We start from the raw sequence: 14,671 nt of genomic DNA on the forward strand, positions 1-14,671 counted from the left end.
ATTATGTAATTTTGTAATTTAAAAAATATTTTATGCCGGTTATTTACAATTTTCTCATTTATACAGCGAGCTTGTTTATTAAATTAACACCTTTTTTTTCTAAAAAGATGCAATTGTTTGTAAACGGACGTAAACAAACTTTGGCCGTTTTAAAACAAAACATTGCACCTACCGATAAAACTATTTGGTTTCATGCAGCATCATTAGGAGAATATGAACAAGGAATTCCGGTGATTGAGACTGTAAAAACAGAATATCCAACGCATAAAATTGTAGTTAGCTTTTTTTCGCCTTCTGGCTACGAAATAAAAAAGAATAATACGTTAGCTGATGCTACGGTTTATTTACCTTTAGATACCAAAAGCAACGTAAAAGCTTTTTTAAAAGCAGTTCATCCGGATTTTGTCGTTTTTGTAAAATACGAGTTTTGGCCCAATTATTTAAATCAGTTACGCAAGCAACAAATTCCAACCTATTTAATATCTGGTATTTTTAGACCCGAACAGATTTTTTTAAATGGTACGGTGGTTTTTACCGCAAAGCTTTACAGGCTTTTCGATATTTTTTTGTTCAGAATGAAGCGTCCGAAAAACTTTTACAAAGCATTGGTTTTACAAATGTAACCGTTACTGGAGATACACGATTTGACCGCGTATTGCAAATATTAGAACGTGATAATAACTTGCCTTTTATGGCATCTTTTAAACAAAACAATCCTTTGGTTGTTATTGGTAGTTCATGGCCAGTTGATGAAGATTATTTAGCAAACTTTATAAATAAATATACGGGTGATGCAAAATTTTTGTTTGCGCCTCATAATATAAAACCCGAACAAATTGCCAACTTAAGCAATAAGCTAACCCAACCTACGGTTTTATACAGCGAAAGAAACGGAAAAGATTTATCAGATTATAAAGTAATGCTTGTTGATGCAGTAGGAATTTTAACCAAAATTTACAGCTATGCAGATATTGCTTATGTTGGAGGCGGATTTGAAAAAGGCATTCATAACATTTTAGAACCTGCAACCTTTGGCATTCCGGTTATTATTGGTCCTAAATTTAAAAAGTTTGACGAAGCCATTGCGCTTACTCAAATAAAAGGTTGTTTGGTTGCCAATAACGAAGATGAATTGCACATTATTTTAAACCAATTAATAAACGATGTTAATTTTAGACAGCAAACCGGAAAAATAGCCGGTAACTTTGTAGCAAGTAATAAAGATGCAACTGCTAAAATTATACAATATCTTAAACACAATTAATGTATGAAAACCGAATTTAAAGCAATTGAAACCAAAGACATTTCTACCTTAGTAAAGTTTATGACAGATTTTTATGCCATTGATGGCTATCCGATAAACAATAAGGTTACAGAAAATAATTTTAAAACTTTTATTTCTAACCCCAACTTAGGGCAATGCTTTTTAATACTACACAATAACCAACCTGCCGGTTACGTGCTGTTAAATTATTTATTTAGCTTTGAATTTGGTGGATTAATTGCTTTTTTAGACGAGCTTTATATTGATGCTAACTTTCAGGGCAAAGGTTTAGGTAAATTAGCCGTAACCTTTGCGCAAGAATTTGCTCAGAAAAAAGATTTTAAAATTTTATATTTAGAAGTTGAATTGCACAATGAACGTGCTATTGAATTGTATAAAAAATTAGATTTTAAAACGCATCACAGAAACTTAATGATCTGGAAAAACCCAAACGCTTAATTTATTTATAGCGTTGCGGTATTACATATCTAATTAGTAAATAACCCAAAACATAACAAAGTAAATCAGCCCAAGAAAAAGAATTTCCTATTAAAATTCGTAACCATTTAATATGTTGTATTTGTAAAAGCTGTACAATATTAAAATATTGGGCAAGCTCAATCATAAAACCAACAGCCAAAGCAGCAAATGCTAATTTATTACTTGCTATGTTTAAAAAACTGCGTAATAAATAATACACAAAAACAATAGCAATAACATCGCCTCCATAAGGCCTTAACCATTTGTCTTGAACAAACAACGCTATAAAGAGCTCGACAAGCAAGAGCAAAAAAGCAAACGAAAAGTATTTTAAACGAAAAGTAATCATTTATAAATTATACTAAATTTAATCTTTCAATAATTGTAATTCATTTTCAAAGTAATACATTTATTGCTATATTAGACCAAATAAAACAATAAAAATATGTTAGCAGATCCAATAAAAATTGAAGACACAATTAATGCATCTATCGAAAAAGTTTGGAGCGCTCTTACAAACCCTGACGAAATGGCTCAATGGTATTTTGACGTACCTAAATTTGATGCCGAAGAAGGGTTTCAAATTCACTTTACTAGCTGTGATTACCTGCATCGTTGGGTAGTTACAAAAGTAGTGCCGCATCATTTAATTGAATATAAATGGTTGTACCCTGATTATCCAGGAGAATCGTTTTTAACAATTGAACTACTTTATATTAACGAGTATTCTACAAAAGTAGTTTTAACACACTCGGGGGTAGAAAGTTTTCCGCAGGACAAGCCCGATTTTACAAGAGAAAGCTTTGAAAAAGGATGGACAGAAATATTTAAAAATTTACACGAATATGTTGACGAAACAGTAGGCTAAAACCTACTGTTTTTTTTATGTTGCAACTTATCTATATAAAATTGTAAATTGGCAACCCTAAACAAGAATTTAACTACTATGAAATTTCTAAGATTACTAGTACTGCTTTTTGCTTTGCCTTTATTTGCACAGCAAGGAGGCATGTGGGTTCCTTCTTTACTTAAAGGAATGAACGAAAAAGAAATGAAAAGATTAGGTATGAAAATATCTGCAGATGATATTTACAACCTAAATCATTCAAGCATGAAAGATGCCGTTCCTCATTTTAACGGCGGTTGTACCTCAGAAGTAATTTCTGATCAAGGTTTATTGTTAACCAATCACCACTGTGGTTACGGTCAAATCCAATCGCATTCAACGCTTGCAAACGATTATTTGCAAGATGGTTTTTGGGCGTATTCTAAAGATCAGGAATTAGCAAACCCAAACTTAAATGTTACGTTTGTTGTTAAAATTGAAGATGTAACCAATCAAGTTTTAAACGGTGTTGCAGCTTTAAAAACAGAAGCACAAAAACAAGCTAAAATTCAAGAAAACATTGCATCAATCGAAAAAACATTCAGTAAAGAAGATTGGCAAGAAAATAGAATTCGCACGTTTTTTGACGGCAATCAATATTTATTATTTGTAACCGAAACTTTTAACGATGTACGTTTAGTTGGTGCACCACCATCATCAATCGGAAAATTCGGATCGGATACGGATAACTGGGTTTGGCCACGTCATACAGGAGATTTTGCTTTGTTCCGTATCTATGCAGACAAAAACAATCGTCCAGCAGCATATTCTAAAGATAACGTTCCGTACAAACCAAAACATTATTTTCCAATTAATATTAATGGAGTAAAACCTAACGATTTTTCAATGGTTGTGGGTTACCCAGGCAGAACGCAAGAATATTTACCATCGTTTGCGGTAGAACAAATTGTTGAAGTTTTAAATCCTGCAAAAATCGAAATTCGTGACGCAGCTTTAAAAGTTACCGATTCGTACATGCGTAAAGATCAACAAATCAAAATTCAGTACGCATCTAAATTTGCATCCATTGCAAACTACTGGAAAAAATGGATTGGCGAATCACAAGGTTTAAAAAAATCTAACGCAGTTGGAGCTAAACAAAACTTTGAAAAAAACTTTACTGATAAAGTTAACAAAGCTGGTAAGCAAGCTGAATATGGCGATATTTTAAATGAGTTTGAGGTAACTTATAAAGAAATTGAGCCGTATGCTTTAGCAAAAGATGTACATTCAGAAATATTTTTACGTAATGTTGAAGCTTTAACTTTAGCATACCGATTACAACAATTAGAAAATGCGTACTTAACAAATGGTGAGCAAGCATTTACGGATAGAAAAAATAATTTACTAGCAAGTTCTGATAACTTTTACAAAAACTTTAATGCTGAAGTTGACGAAAAGGTTTTTGAACAATTAATAGCTATTTTTTCAGAAAAATATCCGGAGCAATTTTTACCAACATCTTTAAAAAATGTTGATGCAGCTGCTTTAACGAAAGAATTATATGGTACAACTGCATTAACAAACCAAAAACAACTTACCGAGTTATTAAATGGTGATGCACAAACCGTAATTAAGCGTTTAAACAACGATAAATTATATAGCTTAGCAAAACAAGTAAATACAGATTTTGCAACTAATGTTGCTCCTAAATACAACGAGCTAAACCTTAAAAACACAGGTTTACAACGCGAGTACATGAAAGGTATTTTAGAATTTTCTACACCAGAAGATCGTATTTTTCCTGATGCAAACTCAACGTTACGCGTAACATATGGTAAAGTAAATGGGTACAAACCTAAAGATGCTGTAACTTACGATCACGTTACATATTTAGACGGAATGATGGAAAAATATGTACCAGGGGATTATGAATTTGATGTACCTGAAAAATTAATCGAATTGTACAACAATAAAGATTTTGGTGCTTACGCAGATAAAAACGGAAAGTTACCAGTAAACTACATTGCTACCAACCATACAACGGGCGGAAATTCAGGAAGCCCAGCTTTTGATAAATATGGTAATTTAGTAGGTTTAAACTTTGACCGCGTGTGGGAAGGAACCATGAGTGATATTTATTATGACCCTGCAATTTGTAGAAATATTATGGTAGATATTCGCTTTGTTTTATTTGTTGTAGACAAGTACGCAGGCGCTCAAAATATTATTGACGAATTAAAAATTGTAAATAAAAAATAGTTCGCGATTTTTTTTAGAGCACAAAGCAAATCAAACAATAAAAAATAAGCGAAACAAGGACATTAAACACCATTTAATGTCCTTATTTTTAAATAGTTACTAATTATAAAAAAAAAAGTTCATTTTTGTTTTACGAAACAAAAAATTTATATCTTTGTTATGAATTAATAATTAACCTTTATAATTTAGTAAGATGAAAAAAGTTGTATTAAGCTTAGCTTTCGTTGCTACTTTAGCTGTTGTTTCTTGTAAAGATGCTAACGCTGAAGCGCAAGTTGAAGAAACTCCAGTAGAAGTTGTAGAAGAAGTAGTTGCTGAAGAAGTAGCTGTTGACACTGCTGCTGTAGCTGTTGATTCAGTTGAAGTTACTGAAGTTGTAGCTGAATAATTGAAGAAAGAATAACTTCAAGTTATTAAGAAATAAAAGTTCCATGATGTGGAACTTTTTTTTGTTTAAAATTAAAGGCTTTAGTTTAAACTAATGCCTTTAATTGTTCTAAATATTCACGTTGGTTAGATAAACGTGGTATTTTATTTTGTCCGCCTAATTTATCTTGTTGTTTTAACCAATCATAAAATAAGTTTTGACGGGCTACATTTATAATTAACGGATTTAATGTCATGTTATTAAAACGCTTAGCTTCGTAATCCGAATTTAAGGTTTGTAAAGTTTCGTCTAAAACACGCTGAAAATGTTCTATATCTTCCGGATATTTTCTAAACTCAATCATCCATTCGTGCGCACCTTTCGATTTACAATCCATAAAAACTGGCGCTACGGTATATTCAATCACCTCAGCATTACAAATTTCACAACATTTAGCAATGGCCGTATCGGTGTTTTCAATCATTAATTCTTCACCAAAAACATTAATATGATGTTTGGTACGTCCGGTAACTTTAATTCGATATGGATTTATTGATGTAAATCGTACCGTATCACCAACCATATAACGCCATAAGCCGGAATTTGTGGTAATTATAATGGCGTAGTTTTTATATAGCTCAACCTCAGCCAATGGTATGACGCGTTGTTCTAAAGTTCCGAATGTATCCATCGGAATAAATTCGTAAAAAATTCCATAATCCAACATCAGTAACAATTCGTTAGAATAGTTTTGATCTTGCAAAGCAAAAAATCCTTCAGAAGCATTATAAATTTCGTAATATTTAAAATCGGCAGAAGGAATTAGTTTTTTGTATTGTTCACGGTACGGATCAAAAGCAACACCACCGTGCATGTACAATTCTAAATTAGGCCAAATTTCTAACAAGTTATTTTTACCCGTAGTTTCTAACAAATTGTTTAGTAAAACCAACATCCACGAAGGTACACCGGCAAAGCTGGTAACATTTTCGTTTCGGGTTTCTTCAATAATAGCTTTAATTTTAGAATCCCATTCGGACATTAAAGAAACTTTATTGCTTGGGGTAGAACTAAACTCGGCCCAAAAAGGCAAGTTATCAATCAAAATTGCTGACAAATCTCCAAAATACGTATTGTTATCTTCGTACAATTGTTTACTACCGCCTAAACGTAAGCTTTTACCCGTAAAAAGCTGCGAATCTTCGTTATTATTTAAGTACAAACACAACATATCTTTTCCGGCCTTGTAATGATTATCTTCTAAAGCTTCACTACTTACAGGAATAAATTTACTTTTAGCATTGGTTGTACCGCTAGATTTAGCAAAATATTTAATGGTTGAATTCCAAAAAACGTTTTGTTCACCGTGGCGCGTTCGGGTAATTAACGGTTCTAATTCCTCGTAAGTAGAAACAGGAACGCGTTCGGAAAAAGTTTTGTAGTTGGTAATTGATTTGAAGTCGTATTTTCGGCCAACAACCGTATCTTGCGCGCTGCGAATAAGTTGCATCAATAATTCCGATTGTACTTCATTTGGATATTTAAGAAATAATTCAATTTGATGAATGCGCTTTTTTAATACCCACGAAACAATTGAATTTATTATTGATATAGCCATTATGAATTTATATTATTGAATATTATAACGATGTTAAGATACAAAATTGTATTTTTACTTTCATCAAATTTAATAAATTCAGCTTATTAATTTGCTGTTAAATATTTTTAAGATAAAATGGTTTACGAAGGAGTTTTAGAGAAGATGCCAACCGAATTCGCGGCAGAAATTCAATATTATTTGCCCTTACAAAATGGGTTTATACATTTAAATCAGATTTTGAATAAAGAAATTCAGATACAACATACCGGTTTCGAATGTTTATCATGCCACGCCAACAAAAAAATTTTTAGACAAGGTTTTTGTTACGATTGCTTTTACAAAAACCCAGAAGCTGGTGATTGGATTATGAAACCCGAATTATCTAAAGCGCATTTAGGCGTTGCAGATCGTGATTTGGCTTACGAGCAAAAAGTGCAATTACAACCGCACATTGTTTACTTAGCAACTTCTAGCGATATTAAAGTTGGAGTTACCCGTAAAACACAAATGCCCACCCGCTGGATTGATCAGGGAGCAACCGGAGCTATTCCGTTAATTGAGGTACCAAATCGTTACTTAGCCGGAATTACCGAAGTTGCTTTAAAAGATTTTTATACCGATAAAACATCGTGGCAAAAAATGTTAAAAAATGATGTAGGAACTTTTGATTTGCTAAGCGAACGCGAAAAAGCTTTTACCCATTTACCAGACGAGGTAAAACCTTATTTTGAAACTACAGCTGCCGATTTGTTTACGTTTAATTATCCGGTTTTACAATATCCTAAAAAAGTAAGTTCACTAAACTTAGATAAAGCGCCTTTATACACCGGCGTTTTAATGGGTATAAAAGGCCAATATTTAATTTTTGAAGACGGAACAGTTTTTAATATCCGATCAAACGAAGGTTACAAGGTTAGAATTACATTATAAAAAAATCCCGAACATGGTTCGGGATTTTCTGTTTTATTCTTTTTCTTTTTTCTTAAACAAATCTTTAATGCTATTGGCTGCTTTTTTAATATCATCAGCTTTTTTGGCATCTGCTGCTGCTTTAGCTGAATCAGCAGGCGTTGCCGCTGCATCATCTTTTTTACCGCCCAACAAATCGGTTAACTTATCGGTTAAAACTTCTTTACCTTTTTCAACCGCTTTTTCTTTTTGTTGTTCTACAATTTGATTGGTTAAGTTTTTAACTGCAGAACCCATATCGGTTGTAACTTTAGGTGCATTAAATGTACCAGTAACCACCGCTTTAATTGGCACATCTTGTATTTTTGCTTGTTCTGAAGTGCTTAACTTACTTAATAATCCTTCAACATCTTTACCAAAATATTTAGCAGGTACGTTAAAGTTTAAATCGTAATTCATTTGCTGATCAAAACCATGTTGCCCACCAACTGTAACATTAATATCCTGATATTTAATGGTAAAAGGTTTAATATTAACTTTTCCGTCAGCAAAAGACAAATGTGCTTTTATATCTTTTAAATTAATTTTATCCGGATCAATAAATTTCACATCACTACTTAGTGCAGTTAATAATTTAGAATTTTTAGTATTGATTGATCCGCCTTGAATTTGACCAATTAAATCACCCGTTAACGAATTAACTTCTGGCGTTAAGCTTTGCGGATTTAATTTACCAGATAAAGAAACTTCTGAATTTAAAAAACCAGAAATTACTTTGGCAATAGGTGCAACTTTACTTAAAAATTCTAATTGCGTAAAAGCTTCGGGCACATCTAAATGGTTTAATCCTAAATTTACATCAAACGTTGGAATAGCAGATTTGGTAGAAACCGTTCCGTTCATCGAAATTAATCCACTAAAAATATCTGTTTTTACGTTTTTTAATGAAACTGCTTCATCTTTAATCACTAAAGTTCCTTGTACGTTTTTCAGGTTTAAATTATCATAAACCACCGTGTTTGCTTTAGCATTTAATGTACAATCTAAAAACGATGGTACTTTTAATGCTTCGTTTTCGGTTGCAGGTTTAGCTGTTTCCGCTTTTTCTGTTGTTGTTTCTGGTTTTGCATCGGCTGGTGAACTTGTCATAAAATCGCCAACAGCTAAATAATTAGAAACTACATTAAAGTTTCCTTTTAAAGTTTCTTTTTTAAACAAAAAGCCATAAAAATTATCTAACGCTCCGGTAACATTTAAATCGGATTTTCCGGTTTTAAAATCGAACGTATTTAAAGTAATATTTTTGGTATTAAATGTAAAAGCTGCTTTGTTAATTAACACCGGGTTGGCCATTTCTGAACCCGTATATTTAAAGTTAGTTAACGATAACGATCCGGAATTGTATACGTTTTGATATTGTTCTTTTTCTATCGAATTCATATCAAACTTTACCGCAACGTTAGCCGATAACAATCCAGAAAGCGGAAAATCTAACTTAACCGGATAAGCTTGGGTTAAGTTGGCTAAATTAATATTACCGTTTAATTTTGCATCAATTAACGGATTTTCTAGCATGTTTTTAATACTTGCAGCTGCATCAAACTTATCTTGATCAATTTGAAAAGAAAACTTGTTTACATCTACATACGTATCGTTTAACAATCCGGTTTTGTTTACCACATCAACATCAATAAAAATATTACGTACTGCTTTAGGTAAATCTGGATATTGAAAAGATGCGTTGTTTGATTTCATAGCGATATCAAACGTCGGAATGGTTTTATCGGTTAAATCACCTTTTACAAATCCGGCAACGCTAAAATCGCCGTCGGTTTTAACATCGGCAATTAAACCTGAATATGCTTCTGGAATTAAGCCCAAAAAGTTTTTAAAGGTTGATTCTGGCGTTTTAAACGACAAATCGTAGGTTTGTCCGGCATCGGTTAGCTGAATAAATCCATCAAATTCTAATGGCAATTGGTTTACTAAAGCTTTGTTTTCTTTAAACGAATATTTTTGCTTATTTAAATCAACACCAATAATAGCATCTAAGTTTAATTTTACATGGTTTAGGTATTTTACGCTATCCATTTCAAAAAACATAGAAGTTGTAGTTTTGGTATCTAAATCAGCAACCTGATCTTTAAAAGATCCGGATCCGGTATGCATAATGCTGTCTAAAACCAATTTCATTTTAGATGCTTGATCTAGATAGGTAAAACGTAAATTATCTATTTTATAGCTATCAATTGCTAATGATATTGGTGAAGCTTCATCTACTGTTTCTGGCGTTTCGGGTTCATCGCTAGCTAAAGCAATATCAAAATTACCTACCCCGTCTTGATTAAAAATAATATTAGCAATGGCATTTTTTGCATAAATACCTTCTATTTCCATAGCCGATCCGTCGCTTTTAAAAAGCTCCATTACCGACATTTTTAAATTTAATTGGTTGGCAAAAAATAACGTATCGCCCTCAAAAGGTGCTTTGTTAAGTAAAGCCAAATCGGTAATTTGAACGGTTGCTTTTGGAAAGTTTGCTAATAAACTTATGTCAACCTTTTCTATAGCCAAAGTTGCATCTAAATTGTTGTTAACTACGTTAACAATTACATCTTTTATTTTGTCTTTAAACAAAAAAGGAATGGTTACTAACGCGATAAAAAATATGAGCACCACTACCCCAACAATTTTTAAAATCTTTTTTCCCATATTGAGTAAAACTTATTCTTGGTAAGTTACTAAAAAAACGAAAAACCTTCCCAAATATTATAACATACTTGAGAAGGTTTGGAAATGAATAACTCAAAAAAATTATTTAATATCTAAGCGATACGGCAAAATTGCTTGTACGCCTTCCATTTTTTGTAATATTTTTTGTTGTTCTAAAGCTTGGTATGCTTGCTCGCCAACATATTCTTTAACCAACGTTTCTTTAGATTGTAAAAAGCTAAAAGCAAAAAGCTTGCTTAAGATGCCTTCAAAATCGGTTTCGTACATTGGAAAGTCAGAAACTTTATAATTTTCTACCTCAGCCATTTTTGCTGCTTCTGCAATGGCATCATCTAAACTACCTAATTCATCAACTAAACCAATTTTAACCGCTTCTGCTCCGGTCCAAACGCGACCTTGTGCAATTTCGTTTACTTGTTCTTTAGTCATATTACGGCCTTTAGCTACGCGTCCAATAAATGTATCGTAAACTTTTTCAATACTTTTTGTAACATCGGCTCTAAAATCAGTTGTCATCGGTTCAAAAACGCTATATCCAATAGCTTGTTTGTGCGTTTGTACTTGCGAAGCGTGAATACCAATGTTGTTTGATAACGTGGCAATATTTGGTACTACGCCAAAAACACCAATTGAACCAGTAATAGTTGCAGGATCGGCATAAATTTTATCTGCATTACAAGAAATGTAATATCCGCCAGATGCAGCCAAGTTACCCATAGAAACAATTACGGGTTTTACATTTTTAGTTAACTCAATTTCTCGCCAAATTAAATCTGAAGTTAAAGCACTTCCACCCGGGCTATCTACACGTAAAACAATAGCTTTTACTGTTTTGTTGTTACGTGCTTCTTGAATAGAACGACGAATAGAACCTTCGCCAATGTAACTTACATCACCTTCGCCCGAAAGAATGGTTCCTTGTGCAAAAATAACAGCTACTTTATCTACCTTTTCATAGCTTTTTACTGTGTTTGCAACATCAAAAGCATAATCTTTAATTTTTACCTTATTGTATGCATCGTTTTTTGCAACGCCCAATGCATGTTTAATTCCGTTATGGTATTCGTCTTCATAAACTACTTTATCTACCATGTTTAATGCTAAAGCATCTTCTGGGAATTGAGCAGCAAGATTATTAGCAATGCTGTTTAACGAATCAACAGTAATATTTCTTGATTTAGAAATTGCAGCGCTGATTGAATTCCAAATTGAGTTTAATAAAACTAAATTTTGTTCGCGATTGGCTTCACTAATCGTATTTTCCAAATACGGTTCAACCGCACTTTTGTATTTACCGTGGCGAATAACTTCCATTTTAATTCCGGTTTTTTCCTGAAAATCTTTATAAAATAAAATTTCAGAACCTAAACCTCTAAAATCTAAAGCTCCAACTGGATTTACATAAACCGTATCTGCAATTGTATTTAAGTAATAATGTTTTTGACTGTAAATATCGCCGTAGGCAACAACAAACTTTCCGGTTTGTTTAAACTCATCTAATTTTTGGCGCAATTCGCTAAGTTGTGCTAATCCTAAATTATTGGTTCCGTTAATAATAGAAATTCCTTTAATTTTCGTATCTGTTTTTGCTGCTTCTAAAGCACGCAAAACATCAACAAATCCGTCATTATTAACTTGCTTGTAATCAAAATCTTTAATGTAATATTGACCACCATAATCGCTAGAAATTTTTGCTAAATCCAGTTCAATTACAGAGTTTTCTTTCACGCTTACTTTGCTCGAATTGCTTCCGCCTAAAAGTGCGCCTAAAAATATCAGTCCAAAAATTAAAATCATTACGAATAAGAATAATCCGATGATTGTAGAAAGTATGTTACTTAAAAATCTCATATCATTTATTGTTTCTACTAGATTAGTATATTATTTATTTAAAATGTTACAGTTATTTAGAATTATTTTTAAAAAGCAGGAAATTGTTATTTGTGTTTGATGTAAAATAGTTTTAACTAATTTTGCCGCATGGAATCATACAATAAAGTCATTTTATCGATTGGAAGTAATCAAGGCGATCGTTTAAAGCATTTAACGCGTTGTATTGAGTTAATTAACAACCAAATAGGAACCGTAATTCAGGTTTCTAAGGCCTATCAATCGCCAGCTTGGGGTTTTGTTAGTGAACCGTTTTATAACGCAGCTTTGTTGGTGCACACGCCCTTTACCGCAAATCAGGTTTTACAACAAATTGTTGCTATTGAACAACAATTAGGGCGCGTGCGTGGCCAAAATAGTGGTTATGAGGCACGTACCATTGATGTTGATATTATAACTTTTAATGATGATATTGTAGCTACCGAAAGTTTACAAATTCCGCATCCACAAATGCAAAATCGTCTTTTTGTTTTGGTGCCGATGCAGGATTTAAAAACCGATTGGCAACATCCGGCTTTAAATCAATCAATTAATCAATTAATTGCTGCTTGTGCAGATGATAGCCAATTAGAAGTTGTTGCTACAATGCCAAATCCTAATCAGGCTATTGAATTGCATTTATGCAATTACATTGCTATTGAAGGAAATATTGGGGCTGGAAAAACAACTTTATCTACCCGCATTTCGGAAGATTTTAATGCCAAGCTTATTTTAGAGCGTTTTGCCGACAATCCGTTTTTACCTAAATTTTACAACGATCCGGCACGTTATGCGTTTCCGCTTGAAGTTTCGTTTTTAACCGATCGTTACAAACAACTTTCTGACGATTTATCGCAATTTGATTTGTTTAAAGATTTTGTGGTTAGCGATTATCATATTTTTAAATCGCTAATTTTTGCTAAGGTTACCTTACCAGAAGATGAATATATGTTGTACAAAAATATGTTTGACATTATGTACAAAGAAATGCCCAAACCTGATTTATATGTTTATTTGTACCAAAACCCCGAACGATTGCTTACCAACATTAAGTTACGTGGGCGCAGTTACGAACAAGATATTAAGGGCGAATATTTAGACCGCATTAATCAAGGTTATTTAGATTTTATTAAAACGCATACCGAATTAAATTCGTTAATTATAGATGTTTCTGCGTTTGATTTTGTAAACAACCAACAAGATTATATTTCGATTTTAAACCTGATACAAAATAAATTAAAAGAGCGAACCAATTAGTTCGCTCTTTTTTATTTTGAATCTTGTAATGCATTTAATTTCTGAAAAAAATCCCAAATAACAATTCCGGCAGAAACCGAAACGTTTAAGGAATGCTTGGTACCCAATTGCGGAATTTCGATTACGCCGTCGCTGGCATTAACCACCGCTTGTTGTACGCCTTTTACTTCGTTACCAAAAACCAAGGCATATTTGGTTTGCGCATGTACCTCAAATTGATTTAACATAACTGAATTTTCAACTTGTTCTACCGCATAAACCTGAACCGATTCAGCTTTTAATTGCTGCACCACATCCATAACATTTTCTGCATAAACCCAATCAACCGATTCAGTTGCACCTAAAGCTGTTTTATGAATTTCTTTGTTTGGTGGCGTAGCAGTAATTCCACATAAATAAATTTTTTCAATCAAAAACGCATCCGACGTTCTAAAAACAGAACCAATATTATGTAAACTTCTAATATCGTCTAAAACAACAACAATTGGGGTTTTGGTTGCGCTTTTAAATTCGTCCACATTAATGCGGTTTAAATCGTCTAAAATTAATTTTTTCATGGGTTTTTACTTTAAAAGGCAAAAATAAAATAAGTTTTATTGTAAACCTAAGCTTGCCTTTAAATTACTTAAAGTTGGGGTGGTGGAAAAGTTTAGGAACAGGAATTTCTGAAAGCTGAACGGAAGTTGTAGGAATGCCGAAAGGCAAAATTCGATCTATTAAATTTTCTAAATGCGCGCTATTTTTTAAAACACATTCGGTAATTAAACAATATTCGCCCGTAATGCGTTTGCAAGATATAATTTCGGGGAAGTTGGGTAATTGAGCAATAAACTTTTTAAAATCGTCATTTTTAAACTTGATTTGTACAAGCACCTGCAAACCATAACCTAACTTTTCGTAATCAACAGCTATTTGAAAAGCTTTAATTAATCCTTCGTCGTACAAACGTTGCACCACGCTCTTTAGTTGCCGATTGCGACAACCCAATTTGACGGCCTAATTCGGCATAACTTGCTCGCGCATTTTGATTTAAAAGCTGTAAAAGCTGGGCATCTTGCGCATCTAAAACTATTTTCATTGTAAATAATCTATTTTTCAGTTGTT

At 32.8% G+C, this 14,671-nt stretch carries 13 protein-coding genes and 1 pseudogene; 7 read left to right on the forward strand and 7 right to left on the reverse strand.

The features are described 5' to 3' along the window. The first annotated feature begins 32 nt into the window (after positions 1 to 32). A pseudogene (locus K5I29_RS09120) lies at positions 33 to 1,264 on the forward strand (3-deoxy-D-manno-octulosonic acid transferase). A 3-nt stretch (positions 1,265 to 1,267) separates the two neighbouring features. Then, positions 1,268 to 1,723 (forward strand): GNAT family N-acetyltransferase, encoded by a 456-nt coding sequence (locus K5I29_RS09125; RefSeq protein ID WP_264432687.1) that lies wholly within the window; start codon positions 1,268 to 1,270, stop codon positions 1,721 to 1,723. Between the two features lies 1 nt (position 1,724). On the opposite strand, the gene K5I29_RS09130 is transcribed toward K5I29_RS09125, so the two are convergent. Next, on the reverse strand, positions 1,725 to 2,024 hold the full coding sequence (locus K5I29_RS09130; protein ID WP_264432689.1) for a ribosomal maturation YjgA family protein: 300 nt from the start codon (positions 2,022 to 2,024) through the stop codon (positions 1,725 to 1,727). 165 nt (positions 2,025 to 2,189) lie between these two features. Here K5I29_RS09130 and K5I29_RS09135 point away from each other — a divergent pair, with 165 nt between their 5' ends. The 3 genes from K5I29_RS09135 (at position 2,190) to K5I29_RS09145 (ending at position 5,220) form a co-directional block, all read left to right on the forward strand. Continuing rightward, entirely contained in the window at positions 2,190 to 2,612 is a 423-nt protein-coding gene (locus K5I29_RS09135; protein ID WP_264432691.1) for an SRPBCC family protein, read from the forward strand. A 78-nt stretch (positions 2,613 to 2,690) separates the two neighbouring features. After that, complete coding sequence (locus K5I29_RS09140) at positions 2,691 to 4,832, forward strand: S46 family peptidase (protein WP_264432693.1); 2,142 nt, start codon at positions 2,691 to 2,693, stop codon at positions 4,830 to 4,832. Between the two features lie 193 nt (positions 4,833 to 5,025). Continuing rightward, positions 5,026 to 5,220 (forward strand): hypothetical protein, encoded by a 195-nt coding sequence (locus K5I29_RS09145; RefSeq protein ID WP_264432694.1) that lies wholly within the window; start codon positions 5,026 to 5,028, stop codon positions 5,218 to 5,220. A gap of 85 nt (positions 5,221 to 5,305) precedes the next feature. Here the strand turns inward: K5I29_RS09145 and K5I29_RS09150 are convergent, their stop codons facing one another. Then, on the reverse strand, positions 5,306 to 6,817 hold the full coding sequence (locus K5I29_RS09150) for a GH3 auxin-responsive promoter family protein (protein WP_264432696.1): 1,512 nt from the start codon (positions 6,815 to 6,817) through the stop codon (positions 5,306 to 5,308). A 117-nt stretch (positions 6,818 to 6,934) separates the two neighbouring features. Here K5I29_RS09150 and K5I29_RS09155 point away from each other — a divergent pair, with 117 nt between their 5' ends. After that, positions 6,935 to 7,729 carry a DUF2797 domain-containing protein gene (locus K5I29_RS09155; protein WP_264432698.1) on the forward strand — a complete coding sequence of 265 codons (795 nt, stop codon included), beginning with the start codon at positions 6,935 to 6,937 and terminating at the stop codon, positions 7,727 to 7,729. 33 nt (positions 7,730 to 7,762) lie between these two features. On the opposite strand, the gene K5I29_RS09160 is transcribed toward K5I29_RS09155, so the two are convergent. Next, positions 7,763 to 10,420 carry an AsmA family protein gene (locus tag K5I29_RS09160; protein WP_264432699.1) on the reverse strand — a complete coding sequence of 886 codons (2,658 nt, stop codon included), beginning with the start codon at positions 10,418 to 10,420 and terminating at the stop codon, positions 7,763 to 7,765. A gap of 102 nt (positions 10,421 to 10,522) precedes the next feature. Continuing rightward, positions 10,523 to 12,292: a signal peptide peptidase SppA gene (gene sppA, locus K5I29_RS09165; protein ID WP_264432701.1), complete on the reverse strand. Its 1,770-nt coding sequence runs from the start codon at positions 12,290 to 12,292 to the stop codon at positions 10,523 to 10,525. 129 nt (positions 12,293 to 12,421) lie between these two features. On the opposite strand from sppA, the gene folK reads away from it, so the two are divergent. Continuing rightward, positions 12,422 to 13,567: a 2-amino-4-hydroxy-6-hydroxymethyldihydropteridine diphosphokinase gene (gene folK, locus K5I29_RS09170; protein ID WP_264432704.1), complete on the forward strand. Its 1,146-nt coding sequence runs from the start codon at positions 12,422 to 12,424 to the stop codon at positions 13,565 to 13,567. Positions 13,568 to 13,578: 11 nt separating this feature from the next. Here folK and K5I29_RS09175 read toward each other — a convergent pair whose 3' ends face one another. The 3 genes from K5I29_RS09175 to K5I29_RS09185 form a co-directional block, all read right to left on the reverse strand. After that, entirely contained in the window at positions 13,579 to 14,124 is a 546-nt protein-coding gene (locus tag K5I29_RS09175; RefSeq protein ID WP_264432707.1) for an RNA methyltransferase, read from the reverse strand. Positions 14,125 to 14,188: 64 nt separating this feature from the next. Continuing rightward, positions 14,189 to 14,524, reverse strand: coding sequence for an Lrp/AsnC family transcriptional regulator (locus K5I29_RS09180; protein WP_264432709.1), 336 nt, complete (start codon positions 14,522 to 14,524; stop codon positions 14,189 to 14,191). Continuing rightward, on the reverse strand, positions 14,490 to 14,645 hold the full coding sequence (locus K5I29_RS09185) for an AsnC family transcriptional regulator (RefSeq protein ID WP_264432710.1): 156 nt from the start codon (positions 14,643 to 14,645) through the stop codon (positions 14,490 to 14,492). The genes K5I29_RS09180 and K5I29_RS09185 overlap by 35 nt, the downstream gene beginning before the upstream one ends. Positions 14,646 to 14,671: the final 26 nt, after the last annotated feature.

This window comes from Flavobacterium agricola (assembly GCF_025919725.1).
GTDB classification, from domain to species: domain Bacteria; phylum Bacteroidota; class Bacteroidia; order Flavobacteriales; family Flavobacteriaceae; genus Flavobacterium; species Flavobacterium agricola.

Coding starts and splice junctions, on each gene's coding strand:
- K5I29_RS09150 (WP_264432696.1), bottom strand. CDS start 6,817: ATGGCTATATCAATAATAAATTCAATTGTTTCGTGGGTATTAAAAAAG.
- K5I29_RS09155 (WP_264432698.1), top strand. CDS start 6,935: ATGGTTTACGAAGGAGTTTTAGAGAAGATGCCAACCGAATTCGCGGCA.
- sppA (WP_264432701.1), bottom strand. CDS start 12,292: ATGAGATTTTTAAGTAACATACTTTCTACAATCATCGGATTATTCTTA.
- K5I29_RS09185 (WP_264432710.1), bottom strand. CDS start 14,645: ATGAAAATAGTTTTAGATGCGCAAGATGCCCAGCTTTTACAGCTTTTA.
- K5I29_RS09145 (WP_264432694.1), top strand. CDS start 5,026: ATGAAAAAAGTTGTATTAAGCTTAGCTTTCGTTGCTACTTTAGCTGTT.
- K5I29_RS09160 (WP_264432699.1), bottom strand. CDS start 10,420: ATGGGAAAAAAGATTTTAAAAATTGTTGGGGTAGTGGTGCTCATATTT.
- folK (WP_264432704.1), top strand. CDS start 12,422: ATGGAATCATACAATAAAGTCATTTTATCGATTGGAAGTAATCAAGGC.
- K5I29_RS09175 (WP_264432707.1), bottom strand. CDS start 14,124: ATGAAAAAATTAATTTTAGACGATTTAAACCGCATTAATGTGGACGAA.
- K5I29_RS09135 (WP_264432691.1), top strand. CDS start 2,190: ATGTTAGCAGATCCAATAAAAATTGAAGACACAATTAATGCATCTATC.
- K5I29_RS09140 (WP_264432693.1), top strand. CDS start 2,691: ATGAAATTTCTAAGATTACTAGTACTGCTTTTTGCTTTGCCTTTATTT.
- K5I29_RS09125 (WP_264432687.1), top strand. CDS start 1,268: ATGAAAACCGAATTTAAAGCAATTGAAACCAAAGACATTTCTACCTTA.